The sequence below is a fragment of the Serinicoccus profundi genome, assembly GCF_008001015.1.
GTDB classification, from domain to species: domain Bacteria; phylum Actinomycetota; class Actinomycetes; order Actinomycetales; family Dermatophilaceae; genus Ornithinicoccus; species Ornithinicoccus profundi.
Genome location: NZ_CP042862.1, coordinates 2101582 through 2121733 on the forward strand (window position 1 = coordinate 2101582; position 20152 = coordinate 2121733).

At 72.0% G+C, this 20152-nt stretch carries 20 protein-coding genes; 6 read left to right on the forward strand and 14 right to left on the reverse strand.

What is annotated here, in order from left to right; translation table 11 throughout:
• Positions 1 to 29: 29 nt before the first annotated feature.
• The 5 genes from FA582_RS09665 (at position 30) to FA582_RS09685 (ending at position 4865) form a co-directional block, all read left to right on the forward strand.
• Entirely contained in the window at positions 30 to 785 is a 756-nt protein-coding gene (locus tag FA582_RS09665; protein ID WP_010147642.1) for an MIP/aquaporin family protein, read from the forward strand.
• A 53-nt stretch (positions 786 to 838) separates the two neighbouring features.
• Complete coding sequence (gene glpK, locus FA582_RS09670) at positions 839 to 2380, forward strand: glycerol kinase GlpK (protein WP_010147644.1); 1542 nt, start codon at positions 839 to 841, stop codon at positions 2378 to 2380.
• Between the two features lie 86 nt (positions 2381 to 2466).
• Positions 2467 to 3282 carry an ABC transporter substrate-binding protein gene (locus FA582_RS09675; protein WP_010147645.1) on the forward strand — a complete coding sequence of 272 codons (816 nt, stop codon included), beginning with the start codon at positions 2467 to 2469 and terminating at the stop codon, positions 3280 to 3282.
• An 18-nt stretch (positions 3283 to 3300) separates the two neighbouring features.
• On the forward strand, positions 3301 to 4095 hold the full coding sequence (locus FA582_RS09680; protein WP_010147646.1) for an amino acid ABC transporter permease: 795 nt from the start codon (positions 3301 to 3303) through the stop codon (positions 4093 to 4095).
• Entirely contained in the window at positions 4095 to 4865 is a 771-nt protein-coding gene (locus FA582_RS09685) for an amino acid ABC transporter ATP-binding protein (RefSeq protein WP_010147647.1), read from the forward strand. The genes FA582_RS09680 and FA582_RS09685 overlap by 1 nt, the downstream gene beginning before the upstream one ends.
• Positions 4866 to 5003: 138 nt before the next feature.
• Here the strand turns inward: FA582_RS09685 and FA582_RS09690 are convergent, their stop codons facing one another.
• The 12 genes from FA582_RS09690 to FA582_RS09745 form a co-directional block, all read right to left on the reverse strand.
• On the reverse strand, positions 5004 to 5558 hold the full coding sequence (locus tag FA582_RS09690) for an SRPBCC family protein (RefSeq protein WP_010147648.1): 555 nt from the start codon (positions 5556 to 5558) through the stop codon (positions 5004 to 5006).
• A gap of 14 nt (positions 5559 to 5572) precedes the next feature.
• The gene (locus tag FA582_RS09695; RefSeq protein WP_010147649.1) at positions 5573 to 6280 is read right to left on the reverse strand and encodes a nucleoside/nucleotide kinase family protein; all 708 of its coding nucleotides are present in this window, start codon (positions 6278 to 6280) and stop codon (positions 5573 to 5575) included.
• A gap of 4 nt (positions 6281 to 6284) precedes the next feature.
• Complete coding sequence (locus FA582_RS09700) at positions 6285 to 7139, reverse strand: GNAT family N-acetyltransferase (RefSeq protein WP_010147650.1); 855 nt, start codon at positions 7137 to 7139, stop codon at positions 6285 to 6287.
• A gap of 42 nt (positions 7140 to 7181) precedes the next feature.
• The gene (ispG, locus tag FA582_RS09705) at positions 7182 to 8360 is read right to left on the reverse strand and encodes a flavodoxin-dependent (E)-4-hydroxy-3-methylbut-2-enyl-diphosphate synthase (RefSeq protein WP_010147651.1); all 1179 of its coding nucleotides are present in this window, start codon (positions 8358 to 8360) and stop codon (positions 7182 to 7184) included.
• A gap of 53 nt (positions 8361 to 8413) precedes the next feature.
• A complete protein-coding gene (locus FA582_RS09710) occupies positions 8414 to 9736 on the reverse strand; it encodes a M50 family metallopeptidase (protein WP_010147653.1) in 1323 nt (440 codons plus the stop codon).
• Positions 9737 to 9749: 13 nt separating this feature from the next.
• On the reverse strand, positions 9750 to 10973 hold the full coding sequence (dxr, locus tag FA582_RS09715) for a 1-deoxy-D-xylulose-5-phosphate reductoisomerase (RefSeq protein WP_033228924.1): 1224 nt from the start codon (positions 10971 to 10973) through the stop codon (positions 9750 to 9752).
• A complete protein-coding gene (locus tag FA582_RS09720) occupies positions 10970 to 12223 on the reverse strand; it encodes a threonine/serine exporter family protein (protein ID WP_010147655.1) in 1254 nt (417 codons plus the stop codon). Before FA582_RS09720 ends, dxr begins: the two co-directional genes overlap by 4 nt.
• Before the next feature lie 5 nt (positions 12224 to 12228).
• Complete coding sequence (locus tag FA582_RS09725) at positions 12229 to 13083, reverse strand: hypothetical protein (protein WP_010147656.1); 855 nt, start codon at positions 13081 to 13083, stop codon at positions 12229 to 12231.
• A gap of 26 nt (positions 13084 to 13109) precedes the next feature.
• Positions 13110 to 14324 (reverse strand): hypothetical protein, encoded by a 1215-nt coding sequence (locus FA582_RS09730; protein WP_147899804.1) that lies wholly within the window; start codon positions 14322 to 14324, stop codon positions 13110 to 13112.
• Positions 14321 to 14506, reverse strand: coding sequence for a hypothetical protein (locus FA582_RS09735; RefSeq protein ID WP_147899805.1), 186 nt, complete (start codon positions 14504 to 14506; stop codon positions 14321 to 14323). The genes FA582_RS09730 and FA582_RS09735 overlap by 4 nt, the downstream gene beginning before the upstream one ends.
• On the reverse strand, positions 14503 to 14823 hold the full coding sequence (locus FA582_RS09740; protein ID WP_010147658.1) for a hypothetical protein: 321 nt from the start codon (positions 14821 to 14823) through the stop codon (positions 14503 to 14505). The genes FA582_RS09735 and FA582_RS09740 overlap by 4 nt, the downstream gene beginning before the upstream one ends.
• A gap of 105 nt (positions 14824 to 14928) precedes the next feature.
• Positions 14929 to 16830 carry an acetate--CoA ligase gene (locus FA582_RS09745; RefSeq protein WP_010147659.1) on the reverse strand — a complete coding sequence of 634 codons (1902 nt, stop codon included), beginning with the start codon at positions 16828 to 16830 and terminating at the stop codon, positions 14929 to 14931.
• A 138-nt stretch (positions 16831 to 16968) separates the two neighbouring features.
• On the opposite strand from FA582_RS09745, the gene FA582_RS09750 reads away from it, so the two are divergent.
• Positions 16969 to 18192, forward strand: a complete 1224-nt coding sequence (locus FA582_RS09750; RefSeq protein ID WP_010147660.1) for an LOG family protein — start codon at positions 16969 to 16971, stop codon at positions 18190 to 18192.
• On the opposite strand, the gene FA582_RS09755 is transcribed toward FA582_RS09750, so the two are convergent.
• Positions 18189 to 18599 (reverse strand): hypothetical protein, encoded by a 411-nt coding sequence (locus FA582_RS09755; protein ID WP_010147662.1) that lies wholly within the window; start codon positions 18597 to 18599, stop codon positions 18189 to 18191. The genes FA582_RS09750 and FA582_RS09755 overlap by 4 nt on opposite strands.
• Before the next feature lie 98 nt (positions 18600 to 18697).
• On the reverse strand, positions 18698 to 20152 hold the full coding sequence (locus FA582_RS09760) for a hypothetical protein (protein WP_010147663.1): 1455 nt from the start codon (positions 20150 to 20152) through the stop codon (positions 18698 to 18700).

Here is a 20152-nt window from a genome sequence, read left to right on the forward strand (position 1 = left end):
GGTTCGTCCGCACGACAAAGGAGTCAACCGTGGGAGAGGTCTTCGTCTCGGAGGTGCTCGGCACCGCCACCCTGTTGCTGTTCGGCTGCGGCGTGGTCGCCAACGCGATCCTGCCCAAGACCAAGGGCTTCGGAGGAGGTGGCGGCGGCGCCTGGTTGCTCATCAACTTCGGCTGGGGGCTCGGCGTCTTCGCCGGTGTCTTCGTGGCCTTCAAGTCCGGGGCGCACCTCAACCCCGCCGTGACGGTCGGCCTGTGGGCCAACGGGGCCGACTTCTTCCCGGGCAACCCCGACATGGGCCTGGCGGCCGTGCCGGCGAACGTCGGCAACGCGATGATCTACTTCGCGGCGCAGATGCTCGGAGCCTTCATCGGCGCCGTCCTGGCCTGGGCGGCCTACAAGATGCACTTCGACCAGGAGGCCGACCCGGGCGTCAAGCTCGGGGTCTTCTCGACCGGCCCCGAGCTGCGCGGCTACGGCTGGAACCTCGTCACCGAGGTCATCGGCACCTTCGCCCTCGTCTTCGTCGTCATCGCCTTCGGCAGCACCCCCTCGGGGCTGGGACCGCTCGCGGTGGCCCTGCTGGTCGTCGGCATCGGCGCCAGCCTCGGTGGCCCGACGGGGTATGCCATCAACCCGGCCCGTGACCTCGGTCCGCGCATCGCGCACGCGGTCCTACCGATCCCCGGCAAGGGCAGCAGCGACTGGGCCTACGCCTGGGTGCCGGTCGTCGGCCCGCTGCTCGGCGGCCTCCTGGCCGGCCTGGCGGCGATCCTGTTCATCTGACCACTCCGCAGACCAGCTCAACGACATCCACAACGACGTGAAGGAGCAGACCCATGGCTGACTACGTCCTGGCGATCGACCAGGGAACCACGAGCACCCGTGCCATCGTGTTCACCAAGAGCGGTGAGATCCACTCGGTCGGGCAGAAGGAGCACGAGCAGATCTTCCCCAAGGCCGGGTGGGTCGAGCACGACCCGGCCGAGATCTGGGAGAACACCAAGGAGGTCATCGGCACCGCGCTGGGCAAGGGAGGCCTCGGCAACGACGACCTCGCCGCCATCGGCATCACCAACCAGCGCGAGACGGCGGTGGTGTGGGACAAGAACACCGGCGAGGCGGTCTACAACGCCATCGTCTGGCAGGACACCCGGACCGACAAGATCGTCGCCGAGCTCGGTGGTGAGGACGGCGCGGACAAGTACAAGGACATCTGCGGCCTGCCGCTCGCGACCTACTTCTCCGGCCCCAAGGTCAAGTGGATCCTCGACAACGTCGACGGCGCGCGGGCGAAGGCCGACGCCGGTGACCTGCTCTTCGGCAACACCGACAGCTGGGTCCTGTGGAACCTCACCGGCGGCACCGACGGCGGCGTGCACGTCACCGATGTCACCAACGCCTCGCGCACCATGCTCATGGACCTCAAGACCCTGAGCTGGTCCGAGCAGGTGGCCTCCGACATGGGCATCCCCACCTCGATGCTGCCGGAGATCAAGTCCTCGGCCGAGGTCTACGGCGAGAGCACCAAGCTCCGGGTGCCGATCGCCGGCATCCTCGGCGACCAGCAGGCGGCCACCTTCGGCCAGGCGTGCTTCGAGAAGGGCATGAGCAAGAACACCTACGGCACCGGCAACTTCATGCTGCTCAACACCGGCACCGAGATCGTGCCGAGCGAGAACGGCCTGCTGACGACGGTCTGCTACAAGATCGGTGAGCAGGACGCGGTGTATGCGTTGGAGGGCTCGATCGCGGTCACCGGCTCATTGGTGCAGTGGCTGCGCGACAACATCGGGCTCATCTCCGAGGCGCCGGAGATCGAGGACCTGGCCACGAAGGTCGACGACAACGGCGGCTGCTACATCGTGCCGGCCTTCTCCGGCCTGTTCGCGCCGTACTGGAAGGACGACGCCCGTGGCGCGATCGTCGGCCTCACCCGCTACGTCAACAAGCACCACGTCGCCCGGGCCGCCCTGGAGTCCACCGCGTTCCAGACCCGTGAGGTGCTGGACGCGATGAACGCCGACTCCGGGGTGGAGCTGTCCGAGCTGCGCGTCGACGGCGGCATGGTCGCCAACGAGACGCTCATGCAGTTCCAGGCCGACATCCTCGGGGTGGACGTCGTGCGCCCCAAGGTGGCCGAGACCACCGCCCTGGGTGCGGCGTATGCCGCGGGGATCGCGGTCGGGTTCTGGAGCGGCGAGCAGGACGTCATCGACAACTGGGAGGAGGGCCAGCGCTGGAGCCCCCAGATGAAGGACGCCGAGCGCGAACGGCTCTACCGCCAGTGGAAGAAGGCCGTCACCCGGACCTTCGACTGGGTCGACGACGACGCCGAGGCCGCCGAGGAGGCGGTCGAGGAGGCCGAGGGCACCAGCTGACCGGCGCCCCCCGCGGTGGTGAGCCCCTGCCCAGTTCTGGGCGGGGGCTCACCCACGTCGGGAGCAGGAGGACTTACAGTGCCCTCATGAAGAACTCGATGCTTCCTGTGCTGGCCCTGGCCGCAGCTACCCTCTCCCTGTCCGCGTGCGGTGGCTCCGACGACACCGAGGCGGGGGGCCTCGACCTCATCACCGACGGCACGCTGACCGTCTGCTCGGACATCCCCTACCCGCCGTTCGAGGTGGAGGACTCCTCGACCGAGTCCGGGTACAGCGGTTTCGACATCGACCTGATGCAGGCGATCGCGGATGGTCTGGAGCTGGACCTGCTGGTCAAGGACTCCTCCTTCGACGCGCTGCAGTCCGGCCTGGCCCTGAACGCCGGGGACTGCGACATCGTCGCCTCCGCCATGACGATCACCCCGGAGCGCGAGGCCAACCTCGCCTTCTCCGAGGGCTACTACGACTCCCAGCAGTCGCTGCTGGTCCCGAGTGGTTCGGACATCACCGGCATCGGTGACCTGGCCGGGGCCACCGTCGGGGTGCAGCAGGGCACCACGGGAGAGACCTACACCGAGGAGAACGCTCCCGACGCGGTCATCACCGCCTTCCCCAGCAACGCCGAGATGTTCCAGGCGATCCAGGCCGGTCAGGTCGACGCCCTCCTGCAGGACCTCCCGGTCAACCTCGACAACGCCCGCAACGGCGACTTCGAGGTGGTCGAGGAGTACTCCACCAACGAGCTCTACGGCTTCGCGATGGCCAAGGACAACACCGCCCTGGTGGAGGCGGTCGACGAGCAGCTGGCCGCCCTGCGCGACAGCGGTGAGTACGACGAGATGTACGACACCTACTTCAGCACCGAAGGTGGCGACGACGACGCCGCCACCTCCGACGGCTGATCCGCGAGGCACCCTCCCGTGACCCGCACCCAGCGCCAACGCGCCGTCCGCCTCGTCCTCTACGCGCTCTTCGTCCTGCTCATCGTCGGCTTCGTCCTGGTGGCGGACTGGGAGGCGATCAAGGAGAGCTTCTTCCTACGAGAAGGCTTCACCGAGACCTGGCAGGACTTCCTCTTCATCGGGGCCAAGAACACCATCCTCTACACGGTGATCGCCTTCGTCGGAGGCTTTGCGTTGGCGCTGGTGCTGGTCCTGATGCGGCTCGCTCCAGCAGCTCCCTTCCGGTGGCTCTCCACCGGCTACATCGAGCTGTTCCGCGGTCTGCCCGCGCTGGTGGTCATCCTCTTCATGGCCTTCGGCATCCCGATCGCCTTCGACTGGCGTCCGCCCGGCGGCCCGGTCGGGGCGGGGCTGGTCGGCCTCATGCTGGTCTCGGCTGCCTATATGGCCGAGACCCTGCGCGCCGGCATCCAGGCGGTGCCGAAGGGACAGACCGAGGCGGCCCGCTCGCTCGGCATGAGTGGTCCGTGGACCATGGCCACCGTCGTCATGCCCCAGGCGTTGCGCATCGTCATCCCGCCGCTGACCAACGAGCTGGTCATCCTCATCAAGGACACCTCGCTGCTCTTCGTCATCGGCATGGCGGCCAACCAGAAGGAGCTGACGGTCATGGCGCGCGACTTCATGACCAGCGGACCCTCGGCCGGCACCGCGACCTCGTTGGTCTTCGTCGCCCTGCTCTACCTGGCCATCACTCTCCCCCTGACCCAGCTGGTGTCCTGGCTGGAGCGCCGACAGAACAGGTCCCGCTGATGACTGAACGACTGCACCCGACCCAGCAGGTCGACACCTCGGCGCCCGCCATCGAGGTCCGGGGTCTGCACAAGTCCTTCGGCGACAACCACGTCCTCACCGGCATCGACTTCCACGTCGACGCCGGCCAGGTCGTCTGCGTCATCGGGCCCTCCGGCTCGGGCAAGTCGACGCTGCTCCGCTGCGTCAACCGGCTCGAGGAGCCCACCAGTGGGCAGGTGCTCATCGAGGGCATCGACATCACCGACCCGGAGACCGAGCTGGACGCCGTCCGAACTCGCATCGGCATGGTGTTCCAGCAGTTCAACCTCTTCAGCCACATGACCGTGCTGCGCAACCTCACCGTCGCTCAGCAGCGGGCCAAGAAGCGCGGTCGCAAGGAGGCCGAGGAGGTCGCCCGGGCCAACCTCGAGCGGGTCGGGCTGGCGGAGAAGATCGACGCCTACCCCGCCCACCTTTCCGGTGGCCAGCAGCAGCGGGTGGCCATCGCGCGGGCGCTGTCGATGAATCCCGACATGATGCTCTTCGACGAGCCGACCTCGGCGCTGGACCCCGAGCTCGTCGGGGAGGTCCTGGACGTCATGAAGTCGCTGGCGGCCGAGGGGATGACGATGATGGTCGTCACCCACGAGATGGGCTTCGCCCGCGAGGTCGGCGACAAGCTCGTCTTCATGGCCGACGGCGTCATCTGCGAGGAGGGCGACCCCCGCGAGGTGCTCGCCAACCCCCGCCAGGCCCGCACCCGCGAGTTCCTCTCCAAGGTCCTCTAGATCCACCGGGCGTCGCAGATGGTTGTCGTACGACAACCATCTGCGACGCCCGGTCGGTCAGGGAGCGACCATCTGCGACGCCCGGTGGGTCAGGGGGCGACCATCTGCGGCGCTCGGTGGGTCAGGGGTGGGAGACGGTCAGCGCTCGACGAGGGCCTTGAGCCGGGCGAGACCCTTCTCGAAGTCCTTGCCGACGAGCCGGTCCATCGACATGACCCGACCGAGCACCCGCATGACTCCGGTGTGCTCGCCCTCCATGCTCCAGGTCACCAGCGTGCTCGCCCCAGAGCCAGACCCAGAGCCAGAGCCAGAGCCAGAGTCCGCGGCAGACCCCGAGCCGGACTCCGACGCATCCCCAGGCGCTGGCGACTGCGGCTCCAGGTCGAGCCGGATGCGGTTGTCCGCCGGGAAGGGCTTCTCGAAGTGCAGGTCGATGTGCACCGACCGCGGCGGCTCCACCGCGGTGATCTGCATCGAGCCCTCACCGGCCTTGCTGTTGCCGTCCCAGGCATACCCCGACCCGACGCCGGACTTGGGCCCGGAGTAGGTCCGCCGCATCGCCGGATCCACGCCCTCCCAGGGCGACCAGTCCCGCCAGCGCCGGAAGTCCACCAGCTCGACGAAGATCCGCTCCGGAGGCGCCTGGACGAGGATGCTCCTGGAGGCGGCGTAGGGCAGGGGCGCGAGGCGCATACGGGTCCCTCCTGTCACTGGTCGAACCACTGGGGCTCATCGGGGTCGGGCCAGACCAGCTCGGGCCGGGCGAGGTCGGTGTTGTCCACGATCCACTCCGGCGCCCAGGTGCGGGCCTGGAGCCGGTAGAGGCGCTGGGCCTCAACATAACGTGCGTTGGCCGGATGTCCCGGCACCTCGTCACCGGACACCCGGGAGGCGGGGAACCGGGCGTTGCCGCGTGGCACGGTCACCGACTCCGGGGCGGTGACGAGGCAGGTCGCGTCCCACTCCCCCCGCAGCTCGGGCCGACGCAGGAAGACCCCCTCGACGAGCAGGATGGCGTCCTGCGGCAGGGCCACCGGGTCCGGGGAGACCGGCTGGTCCCGGGTGACGTCGAAGACGGCGGGGACGATGTCCTGGCCGGCGCGGAAGGGCCACAGCACCGCGCGGCGCAGGGCGTCGTAGTCGTAGGAGTCGTGGTAGCAGCTCTCCCCCGTCCGGCCCCGGGCGTAGCGCTCGGCCCGGGGGTGGTGGAAGCCGTCCACCGACACCGCGTGCAGCGCGCGCCCTGCGACGTGCGGCGCGAGCGCCACGAGCTCGGCCGCGAGGCGTGACTTGCCGACGCCGTCCGGCCCGTCCAGGGCGATGATCGCCCGCTCCCCCGGCCGCACGGCGAGCATGAGACCCAGCAGGTCCACGAGGACCAGCTGGCGCAGCGGCAGGAACCCCGGGGCAGTCACCCCCTCAGGGTAGGCGGTGGGTGTCGCCCCACTCCATGTAGACACCGTTGTCGAGCAAGGTGGCGTCCGGCGGGGCGGGCTTCTCGACGAACCCGACCGCGCGGTAGAGCGAGCGGGCGCGGGTGTTGTCGGCGCTGACGTCGAGCCAGACCCGGTGGACGCCGGGGTTGGCCAGGGCGTGCTCGAGGAGCTGGCGCAGCAGCAGCCGGCCCAGCCCCTGCCCCCGGCCCTCGGGGGCCACGACCATCCGGCGGATCTCCACGACCTCTCCCCCGGCGACCCCGACGAGGATGCCGAAGGCGATGACGCGGTCCAGCCGGTCCACCAGCACCCAGTGCTCGAGATCAGGGTCCTGCAGCGCCGACTCGTGCCACGCCATACCCCCCTGTCCCAGGAAAGGGCTGGTGTCCATGGCCTCCTCGAAGCTCACGACCGTCGCGAGGTCGCCGGGGCGCGTCTGCCGCAGGTGGGAGCCGACGACGAGTCCCCCGCGGTCCCGGCCGAGCGGACGCTCCCGCACGTGCGGTGTGCCGCTCGCCCGAGGGGTCGTCACGACGATCATCTCGAGGTCTTCCTCACCGTCGTTGCGCATGTGGTGGCGCGTGCGCGGGGGCACCTCGATACCCGACTCCGCGGGCACCTGCACCTCGCGCTGGCCGAGCGTCATGGTGCCCGTGCCCGCCAGGACGTAGAAGAACTGGCGGGCACGCTCATGGGTGTGCGGCTCGCCGGAGGTGCCGGCGGGCATGTGCTCGTGCACGACGCTCAGGTCGGCGCGATCCACGAAGTGGAAGGCCCGACACACCTCGTGCCAGGTCGACTGGCGGGCCGTCTGCGTGCTGATCGGGTCCGGTGCCATGACAGGACGCTACCGGGTATGCCGTGCGCCGCGTCTCGGGCGTCAGCCGACGGTGACCGTGGGCGCCCCGGCGCCGCCGGACTCCGTCTCCTCCAGCTCGCCCATCTCCTCGGCGATGCGCATGGCCTCCTCGATGAGGGTCTCCACGATCTGGCTCTCGGGGACGGTCTTGATGACCTCGCCCTTGACGAAGATCTGGCCCTTGCCGTTGCCGGAGGCCACGCCGAGGTCGGCCTCGCGGGCCTCCCCAGGCCCGTTGACGACGCAGCCCATGACGGCCACCCGCAGCGGCACCTCCATGCCCTCCAGACCGGCGGTGACCTCCTCGGCGAGGGTGTAGACGTCCACCTGCGCGCGCCCGCAGGAGGGGCAGGAGACGATCTCCAGCTTGCGCGGCTTGAGGTTGAGGCTCTGCAGGATCTGGTTGCCGACCTTGACCTCCTCGACCGGCGGCGCCGACAGGGAGACCCGGATCGTGTCGCCGATGCCCTGGGAGAGCAGCGCCCCGAAGGCCACGGAGGACTTGATCGTGCCCTGGAAGGCCGGGCCCGCCTCGGTCACGCCGAGGTGCAGCGGCCAGTCGCCCCGCTCGGAGAGCATCTCGTAGGCCCGCACCATGACGACGGGGTCGTTGTGCTTGACGGAGATCTTGAAGTCGTGGAAGTCGTGCTCCTCGAAGAGGCCGGCCTCCCACACCGCGGACTCGACGAGGGCCTCCGCCGTCGGCTTGCCGTACTTGTCCAGCAGCCGCTTGTCCAGCGAGCCGGCGTTGACGCCGATACGGATGGAGACTCCGGCGTCCTTGGCGGCCCGGGCGATCTGCTTGACCTGGTCGTCGAAGCGGCGGATGTTGCCGGGGTTGACGCGGACGGCCGCGCAGCCGGCGTCGATCGCGGCGTAGACGTACTTGGGCTGGAAGTGGATGTCGGCGATGACCGGGATCTGCGACTTGCGCGCGATCGCGGGCAACGCGTCGGCGTCGTCCTGGGTCGGGCAGGCGACCCGGACGATGTCGCAGCCGGTCGCGGTGAGCTCGGCGATCTGCTGAAGGGTCGCGTTGATGTCGGTCGTGGGGGTCGTCGTCATCGACTGGACCGAGATCGGGGCGTCACCGCCGACCTCCACCTTGCCGACCTTGATCTTGCGCGTCTGGCGTCGCGGCGCCAGGACGGGCGGCGGGGCGGACGGCATACCGAGGGAGATGGGGACACCAGCAGTCATGCGTCCATTGTCGCACCCCGGCCTGGTGCCTTCCTGGACACCCGCTGGGTGTCTCAGCCGAGCTGGACCGGGCGCACGATGTCGGCGTAGATGAGCAGGGCGGTCATGCCGAGCAGGCCGATGGCGACGGCATAGGCCACGGGCAGGGCGGCCGCGGTGTCCACCGGCCCCGGGTCGGGGCGACGGAAGACCTTGGCCCAGGTCTTCTTCAGTCCCTCCCACAGCGCGCCGGCGATGTGGCCGCCGTCGAGCGGCAGCAACGGGATGAGGTTGAAGACGAAGAGCGCCATGTTGAGCGAGGCCAGCAGCGAGACGAGGAGCCAGAAGCGCTCCTGCGCCGTCTCGACGAAGCCGTCGATGCCGTTCTGCGTCACATCGCCCGCGACCCGACCGACCCCGACGACGGACATCGGGCCGTTGGGGTCGCGCTCCTCGCTGCCGAAGGCCGCCTGGCTGACGTCGACCATGCGCTGCGGGAGGGTGAGCACGATGCCGGCCGTCCCGGTGAACATCTCCCCCACCACGGCGGGCACCGCGGTGATCGGCTGCGGCTCGTTGACGATGGTGGGCGACGCACCGAGGAAGCCGACCTCGCCGTAGACCAGCTCGCCCTCCTCGTCCAGCACCGGGAGCCCCTCGGCGTCCATGAGCGGGCGCTCGCGCAGCACGAGGTCGGCAGTGAGCGTCTGCGTGCTGCCGCCCCGGTCGACGACGAAGGTCGCCTGCTCGCCGGCGTTCTGGATGGCGTAGGTGGTGGCCGCCCAGTCCTGCACCGGCGTCCCGTCGACCGAGAGGATGGTGTCACCGACCTCGAAGCCGGCCGCGGCGGCCGGGGAGGCGGGCTGACCGGCGCAGTCGTCGTCGGCCACGTCGGCGTTGGCGCAGGCCGCGACCTGGCTGACGGTGGGGGTGCCCACGGCGACGCCCTGCACCGTCATGAGGAGGGTGATGAGCACGGCGCTGATCGCGAGGTTCATCAGCGGGCCTCCGGCCATGACGACGACGCGCTTCCAGACCGGCAGCCGGTAGAACACGCGGTCCTCATCACCCGGACCGATCTCCTCGAGCGAGTCCTGGCGGGCCTGCTCGATCATGAGGTGCATGGGGTTGGAGCTGCTGGCCCGCACCCGGCCGCCGTCGCCGGGCCGCGGCGGGAACATCCCGATCATCCGGACGTAGCCGCCGAGCGGGATCGCCTTGAGGCCGTACTCGGTGTCGCCGCGCCGGGTCGACCACAGGGTGGGCCCGAAGCCGACCATGTACTGGGTGCACCGCACGCCGAAACGCTTGGCGGGCAGGAGGTGCCCGATCTCGTGCAGGGCGATCGAGACGGCGATCCCGACGAAGACGGCGAGCACGCCGAGCAGGTAGAGCACGAAGACCTCCTCCTCAGACCCGGGTGAGGGACTGGATGCGGTGGGCGGCGGCGTCCCGCGCCCAGGCGTCGGCGGCCAGCACCTGGTCCACCGTCAGGTCAACCCCCGTGGCGGCTCCGGAGTTCCCGGCGTGCTCGGACACCACCTGCTCGACGACGTCCACGATGGCCGGGAACGCCAGCTCGCGGCGATGGAAGGCCGCGACGCAGACCTCGTTGGCCGCATTGTAGACGGCGGGGTGGGTGCCGCCCGCGGCACCGACCTGCCGGGCCAGGCGCACCGCGGGGAAGGCCTCGTCGTCCAGCGGCAGGAAGTCCCAGCTCGTGGCCTGCGTCCAGTCGCAGGCGGGGGCCACGTCGTCCAGGCGCTCCGGCCAGGCCAGGCCCAGGGCGATGGGGATGTGCATGGTCGGGGGCGAGGCCTGGGCGATGGTCGAGCCGTCGACGAACTCCACCATCGAGTGCACGACCGACTGCGGGTGGACGACGACATCGATGGCCTCGAAGGGCACGCCGAAGAGCAGGTGCGCCTCGATGACCTCCAGCCCCTTGTTGACCAGGGTCGCCGAGTTGGTGGTGATGACCTGGCCCATGTCCCACGTGGGGTGCGCCAGCGCCTGCTCGGGGGTGACGTCGTGGAGCTGCTCGCGGGTCATCCCGCGGAAGGGACCGCCGCTGGCGGTGAGGACGAGCCGGCGCACCTCGCGCTCGGTCCCCGCGCGCAGGGCCTGCGCGATGGCGCTGTGCTCGGAGTCGACCGGCACGATCTGCCCCGGCGCGGCGGCGTCCATGACGAGCCGACCACCGACGATGAGCGACTCCTTGTTGGCCAGTGCGAGGGTGCTCCCGGCGGCCAGCGCAGCGAGTGTCGGGTGCAGACCGATGCTGCCGGTGATGCCGTTGAGCACGACGTCGGCGCCGTTGCCGGCGACCTGGGTCGCCGCCTGCGGACCGGTCACCACCTCCGGCCGGTATGCCGTGCGCCCGGCGTCGCGGGCCGCCGCGTCGAGGGCGGCACCGAGGTCGGCGCGCGCACCGTCGTCGTCACGGGCGACGGCCACCTGCTCGACGCCGAGCTCCACCGCCTGGCTCGCGAGGAGGTCGAGGTCGCCGCCGCCGGCGGCGAGGGCGCGCACGACGAAGCGGTCCGGGTGGGCCCGGACGACGTCGATCGCCTGCGTACCGATGGATCCGGTCGATCCGAGCAGGGTCAGGGTGCGCGCACTCACACCGCTCATTGTGCCCCGCGCCGTCGCCACGTCGTCGCCGGGCGGGCCATCGGGAGGGCGAGGGCGGACCCGACGAGCAGGCCGAGCGCGATGCTGGCGACGATGCCCGCGGCGCCGATGAGGGTGGCGCCGTCGCCGCTGCCGGAGCCGATCTGGGTGACGCCCATGAGGCCGACGGTGCCCGGCACGAGCAGCCAGAAGGAGGGCAGGAAGGCGACGAGGCGGGGCACGTCGTCGCGCAGCCGGTCGAGCAGGCCCGGCACGAAGGAGGCGACGACCGCCCCGGTGAACCCGCCCAGCGGGAGCGAGGAGGCGCTCTGCTGCCCGGCCAGCTGCGCACCGAAGGTCAGGACGAGCACGAGTCCCGACCAGCGCAGCAGCGACCACGGCAGCGCCTCGGAGAGGGTGATGCCCAGGGTGATGAGCCCCAGACCGAGGGGTGCCATCCACAGCCCGGGGCCCTCGACGCGGACGTTGGCGAAGGCCATGGCGTCTACCCCGAGGACCATCGAGGCGCCGACGACGCCGAGGGAGAAGAGGCCGAGCTGGACGAGGCCGTAGAACACCCGGGCCGAGCCCGCGACCATCGCTCCCTGGGCCAGCTCGCTCACCCCGGTCACGAGCAGCGCACCCGGGAGCAGGACCGCCAGCGGGCAGATGAGGGTGCGCAACGGGCCGTCGAGCAGGTCGAGCTGGTAGCCGCCGAAGGCGAACAACGCCGCGGCGAAGGCAGCCACCGACGGCAGGAGGGAGCCCATGAGGCTGTGCCGCCCGGACTGGGTCATGAGCAGGCTCACGAGGAGGGAGCCGAGGGCGGCGACGACGACGTTGGGCAGGCCGGGCTGCAGGATGAGCGAGAGCCCGACGGAGACGCCCATGAGCCCCAGGTGGCGCACCCACGCGGGGTAGGGATGGGGCAGGGCGCGGACGGCGTCGAGCTCCTGCTCGGCCTGCGCCAGGGTGAGTCGCCCGGTGGCGAGGAAGTGGCGGATCGCGTGCACCGCCGCGCACTGGTCGAGCCGCAGCGGCCCGCGGACCGGCGCGAGCGAGGACGGCGCCCCCGCCTCCAGGCTGAGCAGGATGGCTGTCGGGCTGGCCGCGACCTGCACGCCCGGGTGCCCGGCCCGGGCCCCGAGCACCCTGATCTCCCGCTCGGTGTCGGTCACCGGCTCCCCCGAGGCGACCAGCTCGGCCGCCATCCGGAGCAGGACCGTGCGGGTGAGCGACGCAGGGGCCGGGGCGGGCTGAGGGGTGGGCACGCGCCCTACGGTATGCCCGGCGCCGCGGCCTCCCCCTGATCCTCCACCGGATCGACCACCCGCGACACCCACTCGCGCACCATCGTCTGCACCACCTCCGGCGTCGTCGGCACGAAGGTCACCCTGCCGTCGGTGCGTCCGGGGTCCGTGGCCAGGTGGCACCCCGAGCTCCCCACGGCGAGCAGGACCGACTCCTCGGTGCCGCCGGCCGGCCGGGCGAGGGTCAGCTCCGCGAGCAGCACCGCACCCCAGGACGCTGCGGCGTCGGGATCGCCCAGGTCGAGGACGAGGTCGTCGCCCTCACCGGCCCGCGCGTCCGGCGGCAGGACCGTCGCCAGGGCCTGCTCGGCCAGGAGGCCCGGGTCGACGTGCAGGTCCAAACCGTGCCACCCGCCAGGGTGGAGGTCCTCGACGACGCCCCCGCTCGGGAGCAGGTGCAGCAGCCGCAGGTCGGGACGGTCCTCGGACCCCGCCAGACGTCGCTCGACCACGAGCAGCGCATCGGCAGCCACCCGGACGTCGAGCATGAGCAGGACGAGGTCCGTGAGCGCACCGCCCTCGAGGAGACGGGCGTCGCCGCCGAGCAGCCCCCGGCCCTGCAACGAGTTCAGCGCCTGGGCCCGCGCCGGCGTCACCGGCACGTCGCTCTCGGGCTCGACACCGAGGCTGTGGGCATGGGCCTCCTCGAGCAGGTCGAGCTCTTCCGGGGTGAGCACGAGCACCGGCCGGGCCACGGCGTCCTTCGATTCCGGCGCCGAGGCGTCGCCTGTCGCGGCGTCCCTCGCCCCGGCGTCCGTCGATTCCGGCGCCGAGGCGTCGCCTGTCGCGGCCTGCGTCGCGTCCCGCGTCACGGCGCCCATCGCCCCGCTGCTCCTGGCCGCCCCTCTCACGGACGCCACCGGCCCAGCTGGACCGGACCGGGGAGTTCCGGCGGCAGCGGCACGAGCGGCAGCCGGATGGGGTCCCCCATGCTGCGCCACCAGTCGCGGACCGGCTCGATGTCGGGCAGCCTGCCGACCACCTCGTGGACGACCTGCCGGCTCGGGAGCCGGATCGGCCCACCCGGCGGCAGCCCGATCACGCGGCGTCGGGGGTCGGTGAGGGGCGCCAGCACCGGGGCGAGCACCTCACCGGCCCGCTTCACCCGGTGACCGACCTCGCCCCGCAGCGCAGCCCGGACGACCGGCAGGGCGGACCGCATCGTGCGGAGCCGGTCCACCGCCCGCTGGCGGGCCAGGAGCATCCGCACCCCGACGCGGGCGGCGAACGACGGCCCGTGCTTGCGGGCATACCGGATGATGACGACCCCGCCGTCCCAGGCCGCGTTGCCCAGCGACCACGCGGTGTAGGCCGCGAGCAGGCCCACGCCCACCCCGCCGACGAGGGGATGGAGGAGGCTGCCCGGAAGGATCATGAGGCCCCCGATGAGCCCGCCGGCCGCGGCGACCCGGGTGATGTCACCCCGCCACCCGGCGTAGCCCCCGCCGTCGCGCAGGTCGCCCCAGGCGGTGAACCACGAGAGGAGGAGCGTGGGAGGCCCCGGGACCAGGCTGAGGCGCCCCAGGGTGGCTCCCCCGCGGACCCTGACCAGCCGCCGCAACCGGGACAGCGCGTGCGCGGCCCGACGCAGCGCGCGCTGCCGCACCTGGGCGGCGTGCGCCCAGCGTGCCCGCGCCAGCGTGACGACGACCTGGGTGGTGCGGACGACCCGCTCCCCGGTGCCCCAGGCATAGCCGACGGCCTCCACCGCCTTCTTCGGCACGGTCGCGAGGTCCTTCACCTCGTGCAGGACCTCCCACGCGCGCCCCAGCCGCTGGGCCGCGGCCTGCTCCCGCTGGCGGAACTCCTCCTCGACCCCCGCGATCCGCCGCCGCGCGAGCTCGACCTCGTGCTCCAGCTGCTCGATCTTGCGCCGCCACAGCAGCTCGAGGCCGGGCTCGGGCGGCGGACCTGGCGCCCGCAGGGCGACCACCTCGGCGCGGGCGCGCTCGCCCTGCCGCTGCCAACGGTGGATCTCCTGAGTCGCGACGCGGGCGGCACCGGCACACTCCTGCACCACGGCGGCCGCCTCGCGCGGCGGGGAGGCCGCCGACCGGGTCAACGGTGGACCGCCCTCGCCCTGGCCGTCGCCTCCAGCGCCGCCAGCCCGGACCACGCCCCGGGGTCCGGAGCGCTACCGAGCACCCGCTCGGCGGTCGCCTCGATCTGGGCCCCGGCCTCCCGCAGCAGACGTGCTGCGCGCTCCATCTCCTCCGGCGAGGTCGACAGGACCGACACGCTCACGGCACCAGCCCCGTCCTGGGCCCCCGGGCCCACCCGCCGGACAGGAGCCGCTCCACCTCGAGGTAGTCGGCCCGCGCCTGCCGCAACGCCGCCGCCAGCGAGTCACCCTGCGCGGCGACCTCGCGCAGCCCCGATCGCCAGCGCGTCGAGGCGTCCTGGGCGGCCCTCGTGAGCAGCCCGCCTCCCGCGCTCGAGGCCACCAACCCGAGCCCGTGGGCCACCCCCTCCGCGATTTCCTCCAGCGCTCCCCCGGCTGCCGCGAGCTCCCCGGCCGCGGCGTCCAGGTGGGCGCCGTCCACGCGCACGGCATACCCCATGTGTGCACCCCCTCGGTGTCCCGCCGGGCGCGGACCGCCCGACTGACACCGAGGCTAGGCCCAGCGGGCCGGGACCGGCCGAAGTTATCCACAGCCGGGTGGCGGCTACCCCCGGAGGACGGGGCGCAGGGCGTCGAGGACGGCGAGGTCCTCGATCGTCGAGGGGACCATCGGGGTGTCGCCGTCGGCGATCTGGCGCATCGTGCGGCGCAGGATCTTGCCGGACCGCGTCTTGGGCAGGGCGTCCACGACGTCGACCTGACGCAGGGAGGCGACGGCACCCACCTCGTCCCGGACCCGCGCGACCAGTTCCTCCCGCACCCGCTCCAGGGCCGCGTCGCCCAGGTCGGTCCCCGACTTCAGGACCACCAGGGCCCGCGGGACCTGACCCTTGAGCTGGTCGGCCACACCGATGACGGCGCACTCCGCCACCGCGGGGTGACCCGCGAGCGCCTCCTCCAGCGAGCCGGTGGACAGGCGGTGGCCGGCGACGTTGAGCACGTCGTCCGTGCGGCCCATGACGAAGACGTAGCCGTCCTCGTCGACGTAGCCGCCGTCGCCGGACAGGTAGTAGCCCTCGTGGGCCGAGAGGTAGGAGGCGACGTAGCGTTCGTCGTCCTCCCACAGGGTCGGAAGCGTCCCGGGCGGCAGCGGCAGGCGCAGGCAGATCGCCCCCTCGGTGCCCGCGGGCACCTCCTGCCCGCCGGGGTCCAGCACCCGCACGTCGTAGCCGGCCGTCGGCAGGCTGGGGCTGCCCGGGCGGATGTCGAAGAGGGCTCCGTCGGGCCCGACGGGGTTGATGGCGATGGGCCAACCGGTCTCGGTCTGCCACCAGTTGTCGATGACCGGGACCCCGAGGTGCTCGGTCGCCCACGCCCAGGTGTCGGGGTCCAGCCGCTCACCGGCGAGGAAGAGGGCACGCAGGGAGGAGAGGTCGTGCTCGCCCACGAGCGAGGCCGAGGGGTCCTGCTTGGTGATCGCCCGGATCGCGGTGGGTGCGGTGAACGCCCCCACGACACCGTGCTCGGCGATCATCCGCCAGTAGACCCCAGCGTCCGGGGTGCCGACCGGTTTGCCCTCGAAGAGGATCGTCGTCGCCCCGGTGAGCAGGGGCGCGTAGACGATGTAGGAGTGCCCGACCACCCACCCCACGTCGGAGCCGCAGAGCCAGGTCTCCCCCGGCTGGACGCCGTAGAGGTGGGTCATCGACCACCGCAGCGCGACGGCATACCCGCCGCTGTCGCGGACGATGCCCTTGGGTCGGCCGGTCGTGCCGGAGGTGTAGAGGACGTAGAGCGGGTGGGTGGCCTCCACGGGCACGCAGGCCGCGGGCGCCACGGCGTCCGGGTGCATGAGGCGGGCCCAGTCGAGGTCACGCTCCCCCAGCTCGCAGGGCAGCTGCTCGCGCTGGAGGATGACGCAGTGCTCGGGCTGGTGGGAGGACCGGGCGATCGCCTGGTCCAGGAGGGGCTTGTAGGGCACCACCCGGGTGGGCTCGATGCCGCAACTCGCCGAGACGACGACCTTGGGCTGGGCGTCCTCGATGCGTGCGGCGAGCTCGGCCGGGGCGAAGCCACCGAAGACCACCGAGTGGACCGCGCCGATCCGCGCGCAGGCCAGCATGGCGATGACCGCCTCGGGCACCATCGGCAGGTAGATGACGACGCGGTCGCCCTTCGCGACGCCGAGGTCGCGCAGCACCCCGGCGAAACGCGCCACGAGGTCGAGCAGGTGGGCGTAGGTGTAGCGCCGGACCGTCCCGGTGACGGGGCTGTCGTAGATCAGCGCGGTCTGGTCGGCGCGGCCGTGCACGACGTGGCGGTCGAGGGCGTTGTAGCAGACGTTGAGCGTGCCGTCCGGGAACCACCGGTAGAACGGGGCCGACTCCTCGTCCAGCACCTCGCGCGGCCGGTGGATCCAGTCGATGAGGCCGGCCGCCTCCCCCCAGAACGTCCACGGGTCGGTGAGGCTCTCCGCGACCGTCTCCCGGTAGGCCTGCTGGGTCATGGCGTCGCTGCTCATGCGCCCATCACACACCCCATCGCCGCGCAGCGCCAGGGTGGGGCGACCGGCGGTCCCCCTGTTGCGACGGGCGGCAGGGGACGCGGAGGGCGCGCGCGGTCGCGCCCGTTAGGGTCGCTCGGTATGCAGCAGCGTGAGCGGCCCGTCAGCGAGCAGGTCTCCGACCGTCCCGTCGGCCCGGGAGAGACCTCGGAGGTGCGCTACCGCCGCGTCGAGCCCGGGCCCTGCGCTGCCGCGCGCGAGGTGGAGGACCCCGCCGCCTGGCGTCGCTGGTTGCAGACGGAGGGCCCGCTGCCTCCGCTGCGGGTCCAGGGCGTGGACCTCACCGCCGACCGGGACCTCCTGCTCGCCCGGGACGACCTCGCCGACCTCGTGGTCCTGGGCGGTCGCCTCGACACCGGGATCGAGGAGCACCTGCGCCAGGCGGGAGCCCTCGTCTTCCCCGCCGTGCCCCACGCCCCCATCGACCCCTACCGGGCGCGTCTCTACACCGCGGAGGAGCTGTATACCGGTCTCGCCGAGCACGGCTACGACCAGACCACGGACGCCCGGGCCTACCGGTGGTTCGAGGATGCGACCGTGCGCCACGACGCCTACGTCACGGCGCTGCGCGCCATCCACGACGACGCGATGACCGACGCCCTGGTCGCGGCCCTCGAGGAGCGTCGGGTCGTCGGCGTCATGGGCGGGCACGCCCTGCGACGGGGCACCGCCGACTTCGCCGCCGCGGCGCTGCTCGGTCACCGCCTCGCCGAGGCAGGCGCGGTCGTGCTCACCGGCGGGGGGCCGGGGGCCATGGAGGCCGCCAACCTCGGGGCCTGGTCGTCCGACGAGGCGCTGCTGGAGCACGCCCTGGAGGTGCTGGGCCGGGTGCCCGACTTCGCGTCGGACATCGCCGCCTGGGTCCGGCCGGCGCTGCGGCTGCGAGCCGACTCCCCCGAGGTCCCCGCCCCGCGCGAGCTGCGCAGCGTCGGCATCCCGACGTGGTACTACGGGCACGAGCCGCCCAACGCCTTCGGCCAGCTCATCGCCAAGTTCTTCTCCAACGCGCTGCGCGAGGACCTGCTCCTCGCCCAGTCCCGGGACGGGCTGGTCGTGCTGCCCGGGGCGGCAGGCACCGTGCAGGAGGTCTTCCAGATGGCCACCCGCCTCTACTACGAGGTGGACGCCACCAACCGGCTCACGCCGCTCATCCTCGTCGGCCAGGAGCACTGGGCCTCGCGGCTGCCCGTCTGGCCGCTGCTGACGGCCTTGGCGAAGGGGCGGCCGATGGCGCAGGCCCTGCACCTCGTGGAGACCGTGGAACAGGCCTCCGACCTGCTGGTCGGCCTGGACACCGGCTCCTAGCCGCTGTCGCCCGACGCGCACAGCGGCGCGCGGATGCCATCCTCCGCGAGCGCCGAGGCGTCGGACTCGCTGACCCATTCGCCGGACGGCGTCAACCACTCCCCCTCCTGGGCACCCTCTCCCGCGGTGACGTCCGTGAGCTGCCAGCTCGTGCGGGAGAAGGCGAGGTCGTCCTCACCCCGGACGACGACGGTGATCGTGTCGTCGGCAGCGGGCTCTGGCGCGGCTCCGGGCGCGACGAACCCGGCCGGAGCCTCGCCCACGACGAAGGACTCCACGCTGCCGGTGCCCTGCTCGGCGGTCATCACCCACTCCCGCTCCGGTCCGTCGGCCGGGCCCATGAGCACGGTCACGCTCGCCACACCGGCGCAGTCCCGCCCGGCCCAGAACTCCAGCTGCTCGCCCACCGGGCGCAACCCGATGAGCGAACCCGTGGGAGGCTCCGGCGCGCTCCAGCAGCCCGCCAGAAGGGCGATGCACCCACCAGCAAGAGCGGCGCGACGGCTCAGCTCACGCACTGGAAGTACCCCCCGTCCTCGAAACCCGCCTCTTCCTCGAACGGGTGGTTGCAGGGGTCGAAGGGGTTGTGCCACAGATAGCGGGCGATGAACCCGGAGTGGCCGTAGCGTGCCCATTGCTGTGCATGCACCTCCTCGTGCCGCAGCACACGCCACAGCGGGTGGTCGGACGTGGGTGGATCCGTGGTGCCTGCCTCGATGATCTGCCGCAGCCGGGCCGCAGGATCAGCCGACTCGTCGTTGACCATGAAGATCTCGCCCCACATGGTGCCGGCCTCGTGGGCGAACAGGTCGGTGGAGGTGACCAGGACGTCGCTGTCCCCCACGGTCATGAAGATCCCCTCGGGTGTCGTGGCGAGCGCTGCTCCGTCGGCCAGGACCAGCTTGATGTCGCCGTTGCCGAACCAGGTGTCGAACGTCCACGAGTTGGCGTCGCGCCGCCAGGCGTTGGTCGAGGGCTCCCCACCGGCGAGGAGCTCGGTGAGCTCGGCGACGAGCCGCGCGTCGTCAGCGTGCTCGGCCGTGATGAGGAAGTAGGCGCGGCCCTCGGGGTCGCGCATGACCTCCAGCTCCTGGAGCAGGTCGAAGGTGTGGTCGTCGACGCCCTCCTGCCGGGCGAGGGCGACGGGGTCGCCACCCGCGCCCTGCACCACCCCGATCCACTCCCGGAGGTATGCCGTGGGCAGCTCGGTGAGGACGCCCTCGTCGACCAGCTCGCGATAGCCCTCGATCACCTGGAGCGCGTCCCGGGTCGGGCCGGCGACGTCGGCGTGCAGGCCGTCGGTGCCGGACAGGAAGTCCGCGAGCGCGAGGGCGTCCGACCCCTCTCCGGTCATGATCACCTCGGCCAACCCCTCGGCATACCCCTCCGGGAGGTCACCGGAGCGGGCTGCCGTCTGCAGCGCGAGACGCAGCCCGCTCACGATCCCGCCGTGGCGCCGGGCGTAGTCGAGGTCAGCCTGTCCGGTCCGTGGAGCCTCGAAGTCCACGGATCCGAGGTAGTCGGCCAGCTCCTCGGGAGAGAGCGCGTCGAGCAGCGCCGTGGCGAAGTAGGGATCACCGGCGTGCTCGGCGAGCTGGTCGGCCAGCTCCTGGGTGTGCGGGCCCTCGGAGATCTGCTCGGCGAGCTGCTCGGCCAGGGCCTCGGCCTCCTCCGGCGAGAGGTCGGTCAGCTGGGACTCATCGATCCGGACCGAGACCTGGATCCCGGGCGTGGACGCCTCGACCTCCTCGGCCAGCGCCAGCCGGCGCCGCAGCATGGGGACCTGCGCCGCGAGCCAGTGCGCGGCGGCCTGCACGGGGGCCGCGTCGGAGGCGGACAGGTCGGCGTCGGTGAGGAGCCCGGAGAGCTCCTGGTGCTGCGCGACGGCGTCGTCGGACACCGTGCGCACGTCCTCGATGAGGCGCCGCATCGAGGGGAGGTGGATCTGGGTGAGCGCCAT

Coding starts and splice junctions, on each gene's coding strand:
- glpK (WP_010147644.1), top strand. CDS start 839: ATGGCTGACTACGTCCTGGCGATCGACCAGGGAACCACGAGCACCCGT.
- FA582_RS09675 (WP_010147645.1), top strand. CDS start 2,467: ATGAAGAACTCGATGCTTCCTGTGCTGGCCCTGGCCGCAGCTACCCTC.
- FA582_RS09685 (WP_010147647.1), top strand. CDS start 4,095: ATGACTGAACGACTGCACCCGACCCAGCAGGTCGACACCTCGGCGCCC.
- FA582_RS09690 (WP_010147648.1), bottom strand. CDS start 5,558: ATGCGCCTCGCGCCCCTGCCCTACGCCGCCTCCAGGAGCATCCTCGTC.
- FA582_RS09700 (WP_010147650.1), bottom strand. CDS start 7,139: ATGGCACCGGACCCGATCAGCACGCAGACGGCCCGCCAGTCGACCTGG.
- ispG (WP_010147651.1), bottom strand. CDS start 8,360: ATGACTGCTGGTGTCCCCATCTCCCTCGGTATGCCGTCCGCCCCGCCG.
- dxr (WP_033228924.1), bottom strand. CDS start 10,973: ATGAGCGGTGTGAGTGCGCGCACCCTGACCCTGCTCGGATCGACCGGA.
- FA582_RS09725 (WP_010147656.1), bottom strand. CDS start 13,083: ATGGGCGCCGTGACGCGGGACGCGACGCAGGCCGCGACAGGCGACGCC.
- FA582_RS09740 (WP_010147658.1), bottom strand. CDS start 14,823: ATGGGGTATGCCGTGCGCGTGGACGGCGCCCACCTGGACGCCGCGGCC.
- FA582_RS09745 (WP_010147659.1), bottom strand. CDS start 16,830: ATGACCCAGCAGGCCTACCGGGAGACGGTCGCGGAGAGCCTCACCGAC.
- FA582_RS09750 (WP_010147660.1), top strand. CDS start 16,969: ATGCAGCAGCGTGAGCGGCCCGTCAGCGAGCAGGTCTCCGACCGTCCC.
- FA582_RS09760 (WP_010147663.1), bottom strand. CDS start 20,152: ATGGCGCTCACCCAGATCCACCTCCCCTCGATGCGGCGCCTCATCGAG.